Raw genomic sequence first — 17,655 nt, 5'->3', positions numbered from 1 at the left:
ACCTCAGCCCTGCGAACTTCCGGTGCTCAACGCATCGGTACCGCCCGCAGCACCGGCGGCCTCCGGGTCCACGCCGGGGGCCTCCCACATGGCGTCCTCGGCGCCGGCGACGGCGGAGGGGCGGGGGTCAGCGTTGACGCGGTTGTTCACGTGCGCCGTGATTCGAGCAACGGCCTCCTCCACGGGCACCCCGTTCTCCTGGGAACCGTCGCGGTAGCGGAAGGACACCGCACCGGCCTCGGCGTCGTCCCCGCCGGCAATCAACACGAACGGCACCTTGTCCTTGGATGCCGTGCGGATTTTCTTGGGGAAACGGTCGGAGGAAGCATCCAGTTCCGCCCGTACCCCAGCGGTCCGCAAGCGTTCGACGACGTCGCTCAGGTAGCCGTCAAAAGCCTCCGCCACCGGGATGGCCCGGACCTGTTCCGGGGACAGCCAGGCGGGGAAGGCACCGGCGTAATGCTCGGTGAGCACACCGAAGAACCGCTCGATGGAGCCGAACAGTGCGCGGTGGATCATGACCGGACGCTGACGGGTGCCGTCCGCTGCGGTGTACTCCAGCTCAAAACGCTCCGGCATGAAGAAGTCGAGCTGGATGGTGGACATCTGCCACGTCCGCCCAATGGCGTCCTTGGCCTGGACGGAGATCTTGGGGCCGTAGAAAGCGGCACCTTCCGGATCGGGCACCAGCTCCAGCCCGGATTCAGTGGCAACTTCCTCCAAGGTGCGGGTGGCTTCCTCCCAGGTCTGGTCGTCCCCAATGGACTTCTCCGGGTCCCGGGTGGAGAGCTCCAGGTAAAAGTCCGTGAGCCCGTAAGCCGTCAGCAGGTCCAGCACGAACTGCAAAGTGCGCGCCAGCTCATCCTTCATCTGCTCGCGCGTGCAGTAGATGTGGGCATCATCCTGGGTGAATCCGCGAGCGCGGGTGAGTCCGTGGACCACTCCGGATTTTTCGTTGCGGTAGACGGTGCCGAACTCAAAAATGCGCAGTGGAAGCTCGCGGTAGGACCGTCCCCGCGCATTGAACACCAGATTGTGCATGGGGCAGTTCATGGGCTTCAGGTAGTAGTCCGCCCCCTGCTTGGTGATGTTTCCGGCGGCATCCCTTTCCTGGTCCATGTGCATGGGTGGGTACATGCCGTCCTTGTAGAACCCCAGGTGCCCGGAGCGTTCAAACAAGTTGGACTTGGTGATGTGCGGGGTGTTCACAAAGGAGTATCCGGCCTTGACATGCTGTTCGCGGGAGAGATTTTCCATCTCCATGCGGATCAGCCCGCCCCGGGGGTGGAACACGGCCAGCCCGGAGCCGATGTCATCCGGGAAGGAGAACAGGTCCAGCTCGCTGCCCAGGCGGCGGTGGTCGCGGCGTTCGGCTTCAGCCAGGCGATCCTTGTACGCCTTCAGTTCCTCCTTGGTGGGCCAGGCGGTGCCGTAGATGCGCTGCAGCTGTTTGTTCTTCTCCGAACCGCGCCAGTAGGCGGCAGCCGAACGCATCAAGGCGAACCCGTTGCCGATCAGTTTGGTGTTGGGCAGGTGGGGTCCACGGCACAGATCCCGCCACACGATCTCACCGGATTTGCGGTCCACGTTGTCGTAGATGGTCAGTTCCCCAGCTCCAACCTCCTGGGAGGCGCCCTCCGCCGCGGATTCAACCGAGGTGCCGTCAGCACCGGAGCCAGGACCGTGAGCCAGCCCGATCAGCTCCAATTTGTAGGGCTCCTGCGCCATTTCCGCCACGGCTTCCTCATGCGTGACTTCACGACGCCGGAAAGACTGGGTGGTGTTGATGATCTTCTGCATCCGCTTTTCAATGGCTTTCAGATCCTCCGGGGTGAAGGCCTGGTCCACATCAAAATCAAAATAGAAGCCATCCGTGATGTAGGGGCCGATTCCCAGCTTGGCCTCGGTCTTCAACTCTTGAACGGCCTGGGCCATGACGTGTGCGGTGGAGTGACGCAGCACCTCCAGGCCTTCGGGGTCGGAAATGAGCACCTGGGTGACGGTGTCGGCGTCGTTCACCGTGGTGGCAAGATCCCGCAAAGTGCCGTTGATGTGGGCGACCACCACGTCACGGTGCTCCGTGTACAGCTGCGCTGCGGTGGTGCCGGCCGTGACACGACGCGTTTCACCATCCACCACAACCGAAATTTCGGAGCCGTTGTCTGGGACCTGTTCACTCATGGGGTATTGCCTTTCCGTGGTTGGGGCGCGGCCGTACCGGGGCCGCGCTCGACTCCCGTGATCTTACCGGCCACAGGCCGTTGGCTTCACGACGACGCAGCCATCACCCCTCCGGCCACTGCCAGATCCTGCCAACTCATGCCCACCCCTTTAAAAACCCGAGGTCTTGAAGGGTCCACCTGTACCCGGTGGTTGACCACATCCACCAGATTGACCAGTTGATGCTCGGCCAAACACCCCTCTGCCATGGCCATCACCACGTCCCCGGCCTCTCGCAACGCGGTGGCGGTGTCTTCCACCACCACCGTGCTGCGCTGCATCAACCCGGAGTCCAGTTCACGGCGGTCGGGTTCGTGAGAGCCCATGGCCACCACGCAGGCGGTGTCACCGACCAGTGCGCCGTCAAAGAGCGGGCTGGCTGAAGATGTTGCGCACACGATCACATCCGCACCGCGCACCTCGTCTGCCCCACCCGCCCGCGCGGTGAGGCCACACTGCGCGGCGTGCTTCAGTGCAGCCTGGGTGGCGGTGGCAGAACGGCCAACCACAACGACGTCGTGGTAGCTGCGGATGGCAGCAAAAGCCTCCAGATGGCCCAGGGCTTGGGGGCCGGTACCGAAAATCACCAGTTTGCCCGGGCGTGCAACGGCCAGATGATCGGCCGCCACGGCTGAGACTGCCGGGGTGCGCAGGGAGGTCAGCCCATCCCCGTGCAGCAGGGCCCGGGGCGTCAGGGTGGCGGAGTCCATGAGCACGTAAACCGCTTGGATGCGCGGCAAACCGCGTTCCGGATTCCCCGGAGACACGGAGGCCACCTTGGTTCCGGTCCAGGGCCCGATCACGGACGGCATGAGCAACAGGTGCCCCTGGCCGGCCGTGACAGGCGTGCGGGCTGGATCCTCCGCAGGATCGAACCCGCTGGTCAACGCCTCCTGGATCAGTTGCCGCGCCCGGTCCGGGGTGACTGCCGCCCGGATGTCCGGGGTGGTGAACCAGGGTGGAGCAGGAGTGTGCTGAGCGCTCATGGGGAATCTTCCTGCGTGGAGGTGACCTGGTTGTCCCGGGCTGGGACCGGGGTGGCCTCTTGGGCAGCTTCCCGGCGTGCGATGGCCGGGGCAAAGAGCACCGCGGTCAAAGAAACCGCTGCCGTGAACAGCAAGTAGACAGCTACCGGCTGCCAGGAATCGTTGAATTCCTGGAGCAGGAAGGTGGCGATCAGCGGGGCAGTACCTCCGGCCAGCGCTGCACCGATCTGGTAGCCCAGCGTCACACCGGTGTAGCGGACCTCCGCGGAGAAAATCTCCGAGCACATGGTGCCCAGTGTTGCGGTGACCGGCGGCCACACCACGCCCAGACCGATCACCACAGCGGCGAACAACGCCCAGGTCTGTTGCAAGTTGACCAGCAGGAAGAACGGGAAGGCAAAGAGGGCAATCAGCACGGCACCGGTGAAGTACACCCGGAAACGGCCAACCCGATCAGACAGAGCGCCCATGACCGGGATCAACACGGTGGACAGCCCAGCGCCCAGCATGACTGCGTTCAACGGCGCTGACTGCGGGTAGTTGAGCAGGCCCGTGGCGTAGGAGACCACAAAGGTGGCAAAAATGTAGAACGGGGCTGTTTCCACCACCTTGACGCCCACGGCCACCAGCACGGCCCGCCAGTGGTGGCGCAGCGTGTCCACCAGCGGCATTTTGGGAATGCTGCCGGAGGCTTTGGCCTGTTTGAAGTGCGGTGTCTCCCCCAACCCACCGCGAATCCACAGTCCCACGATCACCAGCAGCACTGAGGCGATGAAGGGGATGCGCCACCCCACCCCCGTCAAGAAGTCCTCACCAAAGGCGGAAACCAAGGCAAAAGCACCGGCAGCCAACAACATGCCGATGGTGATGCCCATCTGCGGGACCGAGCCAAAGAACCCGCGGCGCTGCTTGGGAGCGTATTCGTAGGCCAACAACAGGGCTCCGCCCCATTCCCCACCGATGGCCAAGCCCTGCACAATGCGGCAGATCACCAGCAAGATGGGAGCCAAGATTCCCACCTGGTCATACGTGGGAAGCAGACCGATGGCCACGGTGGCCCCGCCCATCATGGACAGGGTGACCACCAGCGTGACCTTACGTCCCACTCGGTCCCCAAAATGCGCAAACACAATTCCACCGAATGGCCGGATGAAAAACGTCAGGGCAAGGGTCAGATAGGACAGCATCTGGGAGACGTAGGGGTCTTCCGTGGGAAAGAACTGCTTGTTGAAGATCAGTGCGGAAGCGGTGGCGTAGAGGAAGAAGTCGTACCACTCAATGGAACTGCCCGCCAGAGAACCAGAAAGTACCCGCACATTGGTTTTCTTGGCCCCCACCTGGGTGGCTTTGCCTTCCCTCTGCTCTTCGGCAGTCAGAGCGAGCTCCTGTTCCACGTTCTGCTCGACGCCCTGGCCGACCGCTGCGGCGCCAGTCCCCGCAGCAGGTGCAGCAGCATTCTCCGCAGGCGCGGCGGACACGGATTGGTGCCCTTCTCCAGGTGTTGGATTCGGTGGATGACCGGGATTCACGGGGTGCCTCCAGTGGGTACATGAGCTTCCGGGCCACGGTGTGGGTGACCCTGGGACAGGGAACGTGACTCAGGCCACAGTACAATGTTACATAGCAGTTGACCACAGAGGTGCGTCCGGTAAGGCACTCCGAACGCAAGGCAAGCCCGATTGATTAGCCGGTGATTTCCTGCTGACCAGCCCAGACACCCGTGACATGGCCCAGATGCCGGGTCATGATCTCCTGCATCAGCACAGCATCCCGGGACTGCGCGGCTTCCACAATCTGATGATGCTCCCTGGCCGTGTCCGTCAGCTGGTTCTTGGCTGCCAGGTCTTTCAGCCCGGTCAGCCGGGTCATGGCACGCAGCGAGCGCACGTGGCGCACGGCAATGTCATTACCTGCCACTGCCAGCAACCCCAAGTGCAGTTCCATGTCCAGACCGATGAAACGCACCAGGTCCCCCTCAGCTGCCGCCTGGATGGTCTGTTCGGCAAGCTCGGTCGAGCGCCGAGTCATCTCGGCAGTGATACCCGTGCGGGCCACGTCCACCATCAGCGGTATTTCAATCAGCGAGCGCAGTTGCAGGACTTGCCGCCGCGTGGCCACGGAGACTTCCGTCACCCGATAGCCCTTGTAGCGAATGGGGCTCACATGGCCCTCGTTGGCCAGATCCAGCATGGCTTCCCGCACGGGTGTTGCAGAGACACCGAACTCGGCGGCCAAGCTGGGGGCACTGAGCACCTCCCCCGGCGCAAAGTCACCAGCAATCAGAGCGTGGCGCAGTTGGGCAGCCACCTGATCTCTCAACGACGGCGCCGGCGCGTCCAGTAACGCCGCCATGGGAACTCGAACCTGTCCAGTCTGCGCCGTGCGTGTGTCCTCAACCATGCGGTCCCGCTTGTCATCCGTTGTTCAACTGTCACGTACCACCCTGAAGACCTAGAACAAGGCCTGTACGGGTTCCACCAGGTCTGGCCCATTGTTGCGCACATTGCCCACAGCGGCTCCCACCGGGCGCAGTTGCCACCCGGCCGCAGCTGCCGGGGCTTCAGCACGAACGCGCTCCACCAGGTCCATGACAGCTTGTTTGGCCTCCGGGGTGTTGCCTTCACCCACCGTGGGATCCAGCCAATCATCCAGCGTGGCACGTGAGAGGGCAATGGGCAGGCGGTCATGCAAAGCACCCAGTTCGGCCAGGTTGCCCTGATCAGAGTCCGCAGGCGGGGCCTGCGTGGTCAGGATGGAGACCGAAAGCACCCAAGAGCCACTGGGCTCCCGCCACCATTCATAGATCCCGGCAAACCAGATGTTCTCCGCCGGATCAGTCGGGTGGATGTAGTAGGGCTGTTTGACGGGACGATCTTGACCGGACGTGGACGGATCGTCCCGAGCATCCAGTCGCTTCTTCCATTCGTAGTAGCCATTGGCCGGCACTGCGCACCGCTGGTGACGAATGGCCGAACGGAACATGGGTTTGTCCATCACCGTTTCCGACCGCGCGTTGAAGGCCCTTGCGCCAATGGAGGTGTCCTTGGCCCAGCTCGGAATCAGCCCCCACCGCGCCACATGCAGTTCACGGAGGAGTTCCCCGGGGGTTGCGGCGTCGTCGTTGTGCGCCAAACGCTCCACCAGAATGGGAACTTCCGTGGTGGGCGCCACGTTCCAGTTCTCACGGGTCTGATCCGTGGCGGTCTTGCGCAGCGGCGCTCCGGCCACGGCGTCCGCATCGAACAACAGATCGTCCACCGACCGGGCAATCACGTAGCGGCCACACATCAGAAGGCCTGTTCCTGCAGGGAACCGTAATTCATGTGCCGCGCATACATGCCGTACATCTTGCGCAGGGCGGCCTCCACATCACTCACGCGCGTTCCGGGCCGCAGATCCTCCACTGCCCCCGCCGTGGTTGGACTCCACTCCAACCCCAGGCACCGGTAGACATCGGTGAGGACCGAGCGCAGAGGCTCAGATTGTTCCACGACGACGACGGTGGAGAAGTACCACGCCCCCTGCACAATCCGCTGGGCGGATCCGGCCAGCTTGATGGTTTGAGAGGCGGAGTCGATGGTGCGCCCGGTGGCGTGCACGCTGTACTCCCCGGGGCAGTACTCACCGGGGATTTCACCAACCTCGGCCGGAATCTCCAACTCCTCCATGGCCGCCACCACCATGTCCGCGAACAACCGGTAGCGCTGCTGGATTCCAGCTTTGGGATCAGGCGACGGTTCAATGTGGTCGATCACCAGACAGCCGCGGTGATAGGCAGCCGCCCGTCCGCCCACTGCGCGAACCAGGGGTGTGAACCCGGCGCGTTTCACGGCACGTTGAGCCGCCCCAAAGCCCGGGAGCAGTTCGTCGCGGCGGCCAAAGGCCACGGTGGGACGCGGCTGATAGATCCGCAGGACGGGACCGGCGGTGCCTGCGCGTACTCCACGGAGGATGTTGTCTCCGGCCTGGTAGTCCTGTGTGGCTCCCAAGGATTCACGTTGCCGGATCAGTTTCATGAAGCCGCCCCACGGTTGTCATCTGACGTGGATCGAGTGCGCTGAGGGGTGCCGTTCTGCACCCGGGTGAGGAACTGTTCCCACCATGTGGCCAATGCCCGCGCGGAGGCATCCACCCGTGCAGCCCAATCGAGGGCTTGCTCACCGGCGTCGTCAGACACGTGCTTGACCATGCGCAGCCCAACACCCAGTTCGCGGCAGGCCACCGCCACGGCGAATCCCTCCATGTCCACCAGGTGAGCTCGCTCAGCAAGGGCATCGCGGATGCTCCCGTCAGCAACGAACGCATCCCCGGTGGCCAACACTGACCCGTCCCCGGATTGGCCCAGCGCCGCCAGGGCAATGCTCTCCTGCGGGTCAGAGCCCATTGCCCTCATCGCCTGCACGTTTATGTCCCGATTGAGGACCACCGATGGTTCATGAATCCCGGAGACTCCCGGCCTCAGTCCGCCGCAACTACCCAGATTCACCACCAGCAGATCGTCGCGCTCAGCAGAATTGGGGACCCGTTCCAAGATGGCGCGAGTGGTGTGCGTTGCGGCGCGGGACATCCCAATACCCGTGAGCACCACATCCGTGTCCGGTGGGAGATATGCGGTTTCCGCAGGATGTGCGGCCACCACCAGGAGAGAAGTCATGGCTGAAACTGTATTAGGACCGGCCACGGATGGGTGGCAGGCACTGCGTCAACCGTCACCCAAAACGGGATGATTCAGCTCACCCGCTGACCCTCTGCCACTTCCAGGAGACGGAAGCGAGCAGAACGGGGTTCAGCGGGTTCCTCAGCATCGGGCTTCACACGGTGCCTGGGCGCCACGGGAGCGTGACGGGTCAACTTTTTCACCAGCGGCCGTTGCAGATGCCGCCAGGACAACCCGGCCAGCAGCACGGAAGCCACCACGACCACCACGGCTGTGACCACTGCGGGCCACGCAGCGGCACCGACGGCCAGCAGCACCAGGTACACGGGCCACCCGTACAGCACCAAGCCCAACCAGAGGTCGCGGCCCATCAAGATCGCGGGCATGGGGATGACCACCACGGGCAGTATCGCCAGGGCAAAGAACGGTTGCCCCACATCAAAACCTGCCATGGCCATGGGCAGAGCCAGCACAAACACGACCACACCGAGCACGGGCACCAAGACCCGGAAGAGGGTGCGACGTCGTAACAAACCATCTCCGATGGAGACCACAAAGGTGCCCGCAAAGAAATACGTGCACAGGTGAGCCAGACAGATGGCGGTCTGCGCCCAGGAGAACTCAGGATCCACCCACAGAGCCGTTCCCACGGCCGGTGAATGCTGGGACAGGTTCACGCCCACCACAAAGGAGACCACCATGGAGGTCACCATCAGCACCGGAGCAATGCGGGTGATGTTCGCTTTGGCCCAGTGGGTTCGGAAGACGACTGCAATGACCACACTGCCCACCACCCACGCCGGCAAAATGGTGGCCAGGACCTTGAACACGGTGGACGGGGCCGCAACGTCGTGAAGGACTGCGGCCAGGAACAGCCCCGGGATCACCGTGGCTGCCAACGTGGCCGCCGTCTGGGCCACAAGCTGCCCCCACACTCCACGGGGTGACCGGCGCAGGTAGTAATGCGTGGTCAATATGCCCGTCAGAACAAACATGGCCCCCAAAGCCACCTGCCCCAGGAAGGCCGGGGAGCCCAGTTCAATCGCCCGTTCCAGCAAGCTGGCCTGTGGCCGCTGCTGGGCCACACCACCCAAGTCCAGCGCCAGGCAGAGCACGAACACCATGGCGAGCGCAGTACGCATGGCCACCAGTGATCGTCTGCGATGTGGCCCCAGAGTCAGCACCGGAGATGGCGCCATGGAGTCTTGACTTGCGTACTGCTGGTCCAGGCTTTGCCCGTGCGGGCACACCGGCAAAGTGCGCACGGGATCCTCGTCATGAGTCGGCTCCGTGATGCTGCCGGCGTAGGCATCCACGACGTCGGGACCGTACGCGGGCGCATGTGCGCCAGCGGGGGTGCTGTCCTTGGGCATCAGACACATCCGGTTCGCAAGAGGTCAAGAGGTCAAGTGGTCAAATTGGGAGAGGAGAAAGTGTGAAACAAATCTGGCGGAAATCTTGGCACACCAAAATCTCCGGGTTGACTACTCCATTCGTCCTGCATGGATTCGTCCACCGCACGGGGGACGAATCTGGGCACAGCGTATGACTAGCTGTGATATTAGCCCTAGTGGGCATTCTTCCGTCCCCCAACACGCGTCTACAGGATTACTACGGTGCGTATGTGAGGATTGGAGTATGCGTATGGAAGCACAGATTGTGGTGATCGGCGGTGGCATTGCCGGGCTGTCTCTGGTTTCGGAGCTGAGTAGGCGCCGCTCCACGGGGCACGGGATCGTCCTGGTGGAAGCCGAGGACACGTTGGCGCATCACACCTCCGCGCGATCTGCTCAACATCTCAGCCCCAGCTACGGCCCTCCGGCGGTCCGCGAGCTGACCCACCGCACCGTGGCCCAGTTGAGCAAGGGCCTGGAAGGCTTGGACCAGCCCGTGGTGTGGCAATGTCCCACCGTGGTGATCGGCAGCCACAGGGAACTGACGGCCGAGTCCACTTTTGGTTCCACGGCCATTGACCGAGCTTCTGTGCTGGATCTGTGCCCGGAGCTGAGTCCCCTTCCCCGGGAGGCTCTTGAAGGCGGCCTGTATGAGAACGACGCCGTACGCCTGGATGCCCCGTCGCTGCTGGACTGGCACCGACGCATTGCCACGGAATCCGGCGTGGAAATCCTCACGGGCAACCGGGTCACGGGCGCAACATTTGCTGACGGCACCTGGGAAATCACCGCCGGCACCATCCACCTGCGCGCCCCCCTTGTGGTGAACGCCGCAGGTGCCTGGGGAGATCAGGTGGCAACCAGCTTTGGGGTGGATCCGTTGGGCTTGCAACCGTTACGACGCACGGCTGCCTTGGTGGAGCTCAATGCCCCACTGGATCCCGAACATCCCGTGGTGGTGATGGCCAACGGCGGTTGGTACTACCGCCAGGATGCGGTGGGTGCTCTGATTTCCTCCGGCGAAGCAGAGCCGGAAGAACCTTGCGATGCCCAACCCCATCCGGGGCAGGTTGAAGAACTCGTGGCTGAACTCAACTCGCTCACTGACCTTGGTATCACCGGCATCATTCGGTCCTGGACCGGACAGCGCACCGCCGCACCGGACGGTGTCCCCGTGTGCGGCTTTGACCCCGCAGTCCAGGGATTCCTCTGGCTGGTGGGGCAATCCGGGTACGGCTTCCAAACCAGCACCGCCCTGGCACGCGCCGCAGCGGATCTGTTGTTGGAGAACTTGATCGGGAGCTGGTGTTCGGTGGAAACGGCCAGGGCACTGGACCCAGCCCGTTTCTCGGACTCGGCCTAGCTGTACTGACCCGGGATCATAGGTGCTGGGCTACCGGAGACTGTTGGGATTTCTCACGTTGAAGGTCCGCCGCTCAACCCGCAGAGTCAAGGTCGGAAATCCAATCGTTCAGTTCGGATACAGCCTCGTGCAACGTGAGGCCGAGTTGTGTAGACGTCGCAGCTTTGTCGTAGCTGCCCACCCAATGCTCGTACGCGGTGACAGTCGGAGGCCACGAACGTCCTTGCTCACCCAGACGTTCACATTCGGCCGCACGCGCACTGAACACCGCGACTGCCGCACTGCGCACTTCAGCCAACGTCGGATGACCCGCCTCAGCGATGAGCTCCTTGAGCAGCAAAAGGTCAACAACATCGCGAGGACGGTCGTTGATCGTGTGCGGCGGGTCATGCGGATCGGAGACCGCATGGAGTTTCTGTGCGATCTGGAACCGGATGGCTACCCCCACCAACTCATCCGGCGCCGGTAATCCGAACGCGACCAGCTTCGGCGGGCGAATGGTCTCGCTCTCTTGACCCATGCCTGCCTCGTCTGCAGAGACCTCGAATTGCACGCGCCGCCAGACAGTGCCGCGCAGCTCCAGGAACATGTTGAAGCGTCGCGGCTTGATGGTCTTGGTGGGCACCTCGATGTTTTCGACCTGGCCACGGCGCAGCGTCAATGGCCCCCAGGGTTCAGCAAGCACGTCATCGAGGGCAACAAAGAAGGCTTCCATGTCACCGCGGACCAATCCGTCCACGTCTTTCGTCGCACGAGCTGTGACATTGAGCCGGTGCTGAAGCAATGTGCCGCCTTTGAGCAGGAACAACTGCCGTCCATCTTGATCAATGGCTCGCTGGATCGCTGCGACAGCGACCGATGTAGCGACGAGCCACCCTAAGCGGCCACCCTTCGCCTCATCGCCCAGCTTCGCCTCAGCTTGCGCAATCCAAGCATCCAGTACGGCAGCCTTGACGGGCGGCTTGGTCTTGGGCTTCAGCTCGTGCAACATGGCAGCCAACCGGGACTCGACCGTTCCGTCATTCATGACGCATCTCCAGGCGTTTCGCCAGCTCACCTTGCTCTGCCTTGGTCAGATATCCGTGGGCATGTCCACGCTCGACTGCCTGTCTCAGCAGATGGATGGGTGTGCCGTAGTCGATGCACTGTGAGATCGCCTGTGCTGCCGTAACCATGGGAATCTCGTTCCACCACCCGACCTGAGCCGGTTGGAGGTCTTGGTAGTGGATTACATATGCGTCACCACCGGAACGTCGAATCCTGCGGCGTCTGGCAACAGTGACGTGGATGCGGTTCGGGTTCACATCGCTGATCGCGTAGGCGTCCAGTGCCGTCTCGTGCGACAACGCTGCCTCCTGCGCCCCGGTCCACAGCACGGCGAGCATTTTGGCGTCGTGGGAGCCGACGGGGTACTTGGGGAATCGGTAGACGCCATGAGCGACCTTCTGAAGGGTTCCGCGATGCACCAGCATCTGAAGCGTCGGTGCTGCCACTCCAGCATCAGCAGCCTGTCTGGCGGTGACGAAGCCGTGCTGGACGTCTGCGACATCCCACAATTCGTCTTTGGCCATCAGCCTCACTGTCATGTCAAAACTATAACGAAAACGTTGGTGTTTTGACAGGCTGGGTTACCCCTGACGAGCACGACGCCAGTCTTGCCATATCTGCTTGAGATCAAGTGCCTCCTCTGCCTGCACAGAAACTCCTCGCTCGCCGGTTCGGCGTGTGCGGCCACGGATCGTCATCATGCGTGCGGTGAAGAGCACCGACGCTGACTGCTTCTGAGCTTCATCGAAGAAGGCGGCGTCAATGCAGCCGGTGCCGTCATCGAGGCTGATGAACACAGTGCGTTTGCCCGAGCGCATGGGTGGGGTCTGGGTTGCGACGCGAACGCCGGCGACGAGCACTTCCGTGCCTGAGCGAAGGCTCAATAGGTCGCAGGCGCGGGTGATGCCGAGGTCGTCGAGCATGGGCCGGTAGAGGTCTATGACGTGGCCGTCGACCTCGGTGGAGAGTATGTCGAGGTCAGTGGCGATGCGTTCCTCGGCACTGGGGTCGGGAATAGTGGCGTCGAGGAGCATTTCGTCGCCGAAGAGTGGAGTCTGGTCCAGCTGCAGCGCAGGAGTCTTGTTGTGGGCTCGGGCGGTGAGTTGTCGGACGTAGGCGATGATGGCGCCACGGCTGGCTTGCCCGTGCTCGTCACGGGTGAGGTTGTCGAGCGCGCCGATCCGGGCCAGGCGCATCATCAGCGGTCTCGATGGACGGGCACGCTCGTAGAGGTCCGTGATGGAGGTGTACGGCTGTGCGTCGAGGATGCGGGTGAGCTCGGCGCCGGTTATGCCGGTGATGTCGCGGAATGAAAAACGGATGCCCTTGACCCCGGGCGAGACTCGTTCCGCCTGGTACTGGCCGGAGGAGACGTTGATGTCGACAGGCAGCAGGGTGATTCCGAGCCGGCGGGCTTCCGCGACCAGGAGTCGGCGCGGATACATGCCGGGGTCATGTTCAAGGATACCGGTGAGGAATTCGACCGGATAGTGCTGCTTCAGCCAGGCGCTCTGATAGGTCGGCAACGCGAAGGACGCGCCGTGGGCTTTGCAGAACCCGAATGACCCGAAGGCGACCACGTTGGTCCAGATGCGGTCGATGTCGCGGTCCCGGAACAGCCGCCGACCCCGCTGGTCAACGCGGGCGGCCGTTCGTATGCGGAAGCGGTGTTCGATGGCTGCGGTGTCGGTGGCGAGGGCACGGCGGATCTCGTCCGCTTCAGCGAGGCTGATATCCATGCAGTCAGCGAGCACTCGCATCAGCTGCTCGTGATAGATCAACACCCCGTACGTCTCGGCCAGGAACGGCCGGAACCGCGAATGGAGATAGGTGACAGGGGCGTATCCGAGTTTGGCGTCGATGAACGGAGCGACCATGTTCGCCTGCATCGGGCCGGGTCGGAACAAGGAGATGTCGGCGACGAGGTCCTGGTACTGATCGGGCTGCATCTTGCCGAGGAGTTCCCGCTGCCCGGGTGACTCGATCTGGAAGCACCCGAGCGTGTGCGTGGACCTGATGAGCTCGAACGTGGGCTCGTCGTCGTGCGGGATCTGCTCAAGGTCAACCCGACCATCGGCACCAACATAGGGCGCATCGACGGGCAGTCCACCTGCCAATGCGGCGGCTGCTCCGTTGACGCGAGCGATCTCGGTGATCGTGTGGGCGATGGACGATTGCATCCGGACGCCGAGGATGTCGAGTTTGAGGAGCCCGGCATCGTCGATGTCGTCCTTGTCGAACTGCGACATCGGCAGCCCCATCCCGGACGGCTGGGTCGCGGTCAGTGAGAGAAGGTCGCTGTCGCCGAGGATCACCCCGCACGGGTGCATCGAAATGTGCCGCGGGAGCCGATCGAGACGCGCGGTGAGGTCAATGAGCAGATCGAGGTGCGCATCAGTCCTCACCTGCGCAGCCACATCGCGCAGCTCAGGCTTCGTCTCCAGTGCTTGCCGGAAGTCCGCAGGGTTGAACCGCCAGATGTTCTTCGCAATCCGGTCAACCTGTTCGAGGTCGAGACCGAGGGCTGCGCCGACATCTCGGACAGCGCCGCGGGCTCGATAGGTCGACTGCATCGACAGCAGCGTCACGCGGTGGTGGCCGTAGCGGTCGAAAACGGCTTTGTAGATGTCGTGGCGACGGGCGGACTCGACGTCGATGTCGATGTCCGGCAGTGTCAAGCGTGCTGTGCCGAGGAACCTCTCGGAGAGCAGGCTGTGTTCGATCGGATCGACGGCAGAGATGCGCAGCAGATGGTTGACGAGACTGCCGGCGCCGGACCCTCGCGCATGGACCCGGATGCCCATGTCCCGGATGAGGTCGACGACGTCAGCGACGGTGAGGAAATACGTCTCGAACCCGAACCCGCCGATCGTAGCGAGCTCGTCATCGAGCCGTTCCCGCACCCGCCTCAAGTTGGTTCCGGAGGCGTCCGGGTATCGGTCGGTGATCGCGGCCTCGCAGCGTTGCCGCAGCGCCCATACTGGATCGGCGCCGTCCAGGCCGATCGCCTCAAGCTCGGGTACTTTCGGTTGCCGCCACCGCAGGTCCACCTCGGGGTCGAGACGACACTGGTCGGCGACCTGCTCCGTGTGGGAGAGCAAATCAATGGCATCGTCGCGGCGCAGCCCGGCGTACTCGCAGATGCGGAACGCCAAGTCGTGCATGGCCGGGGCGGGCTTCAACCATGCCTGGGCGGGCCGAGGTTCAAACGCGCCGAGAGGCTGCAGCAGTGCGGCGGAGTCGAGCACGTCGCCGGTGATCGCATCGTCAGGGAGGAGGAACCGGACGGCATTGGTGAGCACTGCCGGCACGCAGTTGGCGCGAGCGAGCTGCAACATGTCAGCGGCGTGCCGAAGGCTCGCGGCCGTGCCGGGGCGGCTGTGGTGGCAGACGATCTCTACAGCGACGCCTCCTGGGAACCGCCGTTCCCACACCTTGAGCAGAGCTTGGGCTCGCGATTGATTGCCGTCGAGGACAGCGCGACCGACATCGGAGCCCGGGCCGAGGAGCATTGTGGCGACGGGACCGGTTTCGCCGAGCAGGAACGCGGGGGCCTGGTCGGGGGTGATCCAGGCACTGCGGTGGGCGGTGCCGTGGATGGTGCGTTGCCGGCGTCGCGGTGAGTGCGAGGCCGAGATGAGGCGAACCATGCCCGCCCACCCGGCACCATGATTGTGACCGTGCGCGAGCACGGTCACCGTCGAGAGCGCGCCGTCGCGGTCTCGGATTTGCAGGTTCGCGCCCACAATCGGATCAATCCCGGCCGCAAGGCAGGCACGGACGTGCCGGATCGCGCCGTAGATGCCGTCGTGGTCGGTGATCGCCGCCGCGTCAGCGCCGGCACCAACGGCGGCAGTCACGAGTGCTTCGGGGCGGGCAGTGCCGTGGTGAGCGGTGAACGCCGAAGCAACATGGAGATGAGTGAAGGAGGGCACGGACGGTCTTAGTCGGAGACGACCCGGATCGACCAGCGCGGTCCGTCGGCGACCGCGAGATCGAAGATGAGCATCTCGCCGTCGTCGAGTGCCTTGGCCTGCACCTGCCACATCGGTCGCTCAACCATCCGGGCGTTACTCGTGCCCACGAGGTCCGTGTTGTTCTTCCACCAGCGCACGCGAGCCATCCACGGGATCGGGCGGGCGCAGACAACGAAGCGACGACGGTGCCAGATGAACCGCTCCGGGGCGCCGGAGGCGGTCGTCCAGACGGTAGCGACTTCCTCGCGGTACATCGTGTCCATGGCCCACTCCCTCCGAATCGAACATATGTTCGATTCTTCAGTGTAGGTTCATGCACCGACACAGCCAAGATCACCACCGTTATGATCGACTGGCCCATGCCTCTGATCTGTTGCGACCGTTCTACAGTCCACGCTCGGGAGCCCGTCGCACAGAGGTGCGCTCTGGCCGTGGGAGCGAGTTCGAGGAGTGCTGCGTCCGCAGCCGCGAGTAGGCGACCTGCGCGGTTCGCTGTTCGTCTGCCTGCTGCGGGGACTTCACATCTTTGTCTGACCCGAGGAGCGCTGAGCTTTGGATGTCATAGCGCTGTCCATACAAGGCGATCGTCACTGCGTGAGACCGCGACTCGCCCAGGCGTTCTGTGTGGCAGTGAGCCCGAGGGACACAACACCGTCACGACCATCTACCTCGACATCGACTATCTCCTCGATCAGTTCTTCTGGCAGAAGTGCCACTAAGCTGTGCAATCCCTTCGAGCTGGCCTCTCACCTTGCCCTTTACGGGCCTCGATGCGAGCCGAGTGGCACGCATCCGGTGGCGTACTACCTCCAAACTTCGGGCTGCGAGCCACCCCGCGCTTGACTGGAAGGCGTGCTCGTGCCACCCCGTGCCATACCGAACGGGTACTGATGTTCACCTGCGCTCTCCCCTGTCCTTCGGATGGAGGCACGAAAAGAGGTCCGGACCTGCAGAAACCTGCAGGTCCGGACCTCCCATCAGCCCTTACGGGCCTCGGCCAAGTTCAGAGACTCAGAAGTCCCAATCCTCGTCGTCGGTGTTCACGGCCTTGCCGATCACGTAGGAGGAACCGGACCCGGAGAAGAAGTCGTGGTTCTCGTCCGCGTTCGGGGACAGCGCGGAGAGGATGGCCGGGGACACATCGGTCATTTCCTTGGGGAACAGCGCCTCGTAGCCCAGGTTGTTCAGGGCCTTGTTGGCGTTGTAGTGCAGGAACTTCTTGACCTCTTCGGTCCACCCCACGCCGTCGTACAAGGATTCGGTGTAGGCGATCTCGTTTTCGTAGAGCTCGTCCAGAAGGTCGTAAGTGAAGTCCTTGAGCTCATCGCGGCGCTCCTGGGTCTCCTTCTCCAAGCCCTTCTGGTACTTGTACCCGATGTAGTACCCGTGCACGGCCTCATCGCGGATGATCAGCCGGATGATGTCTGCCGTGTTGGTGAGCTTGGCCTTGGAGGAGAAGTGCATGGGCAGGTAGAAACCCGAGTAGAACAGGAAGGACTCCAACAGCGTGGAGGCCACCTTCTTCTTCAGGGGGTCATCCCCCACGTAGCGCTCGATCACAATGTCGGCTTTGCGCTGGAGGTACTTGTTTTCGCGTGACCAGCGGAAGGCTTCATCAATCATTTTGGTGGAAGCCAAGGTGGAGAAGATCGAGGAGTAGGACTTGGCGTGCACCGACTCCATGAAAGCGATGTTCGTGTAGACCGCTTCCTCATGCAGCGTCACGGCATCCGGAATCAAGGAAACCGCACCCACTGTGCCCTGAATGGTGTCCAGCAGAGTCAGGCCCGTGAACACCTTCATGGTGAGGTCCTTTTCCTCATCCGTGAGCGTGTTCCAGGACTGGACGTCGTTGGACAGCGGCACCTTTTCCGGCAGCCAGAAGTTGGCGGTCAGCCGGTCCCAGACCTCGTCATCCTTGGGGTCCTGGATGCGGTTCCAGTTGATGGCTTCAACATTGTGGTGGAGCAGTTCCACCTTCTCGCTCATCATCGCGGGGGTCTCTCCTTGA

General features: G+C 63.1%; 14 protein-coding genes and 1 pseudogene. 2 read left to right on the top strand and 13 right to left on the bottom strand.

Features of this window, described 5'->3' with window-relative positions; all coding sequences use genetic code 11:
* Positions 1-3: 3 nt before the first annotated feature.
* The 8 genes from thrS to Q4G32_RS02440 form a co-directional block, all read right to left on the bottom strand.
* On the bottom strand, positions 4-2,181 hold the full coding sequence (gene thrS, locus Q4G32_RS02475) for a threonine--tRNA ligase (RefSeq protein WP_303349058.1): 2,178 nt from the start codon (positions 2,179-2,181) through the stop codon (positions 4-6).
* An 86-nt stretch (positions 2,182-2,267) separates the two neighbouring features.
* On the bottom strand, positions 2,268-3,206 hold the full coding sequence (locus Q4G32_RS02470; RefSeq protein WP_303349056.1) for an ornithine cyclodeaminase family protein: 939 nt from the start codon (positions 3,204-3,206) through the stop codon (positions 2,268-2,270).
* Positions 3,203-4,684 carry an MFS transporter gene (locus tag Q4G32_RS02465; protein WP_303349055.1) on the bottom strand — a complete coding sequence of 494 codons (1,482 nt, stop codon included), beginning with the start codon at positions 4,682-4,684 and terminating at the stop codon, positions 3,203-3,205. The genes Q4G32_RS02470 and Q4G32_RS02465 overlap by 4 nt, the downstream gene beginning before the upstream one ends.
* A gap of 205 nt (positions 4,685-4,889) precedes the next feature.
* Positions 4,890-5,606: a GntR family transcriptional regulator gene (locus Q4G32_RS02460; protein ID WP_303349054.1), complete on the bottom strand. Its 717-nt coding sequence runs from the start codon at positions 5,604-5,606 to the stop codon at positions 4,890-4,892.
* A gap of 51 nt (positions 5,607-5,657) precedes the next feature.
* A complete protein-coding gene (locus Q4G32_RS02455; RefSeq protein WP_303349053.1) occupies positions 5,658-6,494 on the bottom strand; it encodes an SOS response-associated peptidase in 837 nt (278 codons plus the stop codon).
* On the bottom strand, positions 6,494-7,222 hold the full coding sequence (locus Q4G32_RS02450) for a lipoate--protein ligase family protein (RefSeq protein WP_303349052.1): 729 nt from the start codon (positions 7,220-7,222) through the stop codon (positions 6,494-6,496). The genes Q4G32_RS02455 and Q4G32_RS02450 overlap by 1 nt, the downstream gene beginning before the upstream one ends.
* On the bottom strand, positions 7,219-7,860 hold the full coding sequence (locus Q4G32_RS02445; protein ID WP_303349051.1) for a nucleosidase: 642 nt from the start codon (positions 7,858-7,860) through the stop codon (positions 7,219-7,221). The genes Q4G32_RS02450 and Q4G32_RS02445 overlap by 4 nt, the downstream gene beginning before the upstream one ends.
* A gap of 74 nt (positions 7,861-7,934) precedes the next feature.
* Positions 7,935-9,236, bottom strand: coding sequence for a hypothetical protein (locus Q4G32_RS02440; protein WP_303349049.1), 1,302 nt, complete (start codon positions 9,234-9,236; stop codon positions 7,935-7,937).
* Positions 9,237-9,507: 271 nt separating this feature from the next.
* On the opposite strand from Q4G32_RS02440, the gene Q4G32_RS02435 reads away from it, so the two are divergent.
* The gene (locus Q4G32_RS02435; protein ID WP_303349047.1) at positions 9,508-10,620 is read left to right on the top strand and encodes an NAD(P)/FAD-dependent oxidoreductase; all 1,113 of its coding nucleotides are present in this window, start codon (positions 9,508-9,510) and stop codon (positions 10,618-10,620) included.
* Between the two features lie 73 nt (positions 10,621-10,693).
* Here the strand turns inward: Q4G32_RS02435 and Q4G32_RS02430 are convergent, their stop codons facing one another.
* Genes Q4G32_RS02430 through Q4G32_RS02415 form a run of 4 tightly spaced genes read right to left on the bottom strand, consistent with a single transcriptional unit; the run spans position 10,694 to position 15,907 of the window.
* Positions 10,694-11,647 carry a nucleotidyl transferase AbiEii/AbiGii toxin family protein gene (locus Q4G32_RS02430; RefSeq protein WP_303349045.1) on the bottom strand — a complete coding sequence of 318 codons (954 nt, stop codon included), beginning with the start codon at positions 11,645-11,647 and terminating at the stop codon, positions 10,694-10,696.
* Positions 11,640-12,191, bottom strand: coding sequence for a type IV toxin-antitoxin system AbiEi family antitoxin domain-containing protein (locus Q4G32_RS02425; protein ID WP_303349043.1), 552 nt, complete (start codon positions 12,189-12,191; stop codon positions 11,640-11,642). Before Q4G32_RS02425 ends, Q4G32_RS02430 begins: the two co-directional genes overlap by 8 nt.
* Positions 12,192-12,248: 57 nt before the next feature.
* On the bottom strand, positions 12,249-15,602 hold the full coding sequence (locus Q4G32_RS02420; protein WP_303349042.1) for a DNA polymerase III subunit alpha: 3,354 nt from the start codon (positions 15,600-15,602) through the stop codon (positions 12,249-12,251).
* Between the two features lie 8 nt (positions 15,603-15,610).
* Complete coding sequence (locus tag Q4G32_RS02415; protein ID WP_303349041.1) at positions 15,611-15,907, bottom strand: DUF6504 family protein; 297 nt, start codon at positions 15,905-15,907, stop codon at positions 15,611-15,613.
* Positions 15,908-16,261: 354 nt separating this feature from the next.
* On the opposite strand from Q4G32_RS02415, the pseudogene Q4G32_RS02410 reads away from it, so the two are divergent.
* Positions 16,262-16,351: pseudogene (locus Q4G32_RS02410) on the top strand (AraC family transcriptional regulator); the annotation flags it as partial.
* 304 nt (positions 16,352-16,655) lie between these two features.
* Here the strand turns inward: Q4G32_RS02410 and nrdF are convergent.
* Entirely contained in the window at positions 16,656-17,633 is a 978-nt protein-coding gene (nrdF, locus tag Q4G32_RS02405) for a class 1b ribonucleoside-diphosphate reductase subunit beta (protein WP_303349261.1), read from the bottom strand.
* Between the last annotated feature and the right edge of the window lie 22 nt (positions 17,634-17,655).

It is taken from the genome of Kocuria sp., assembly GCF_030538595.1.
Lineage (GTDB): Bacteria > Actinomycetota > Actinomycetes > Actinomycetales > Micrococcaceae > Kocuria.
The sequence above is the reverse complement of the archived record's forward strand: the minus strand, read 5'-3'. Positions and strand labels throughout refer to the sequence as shown.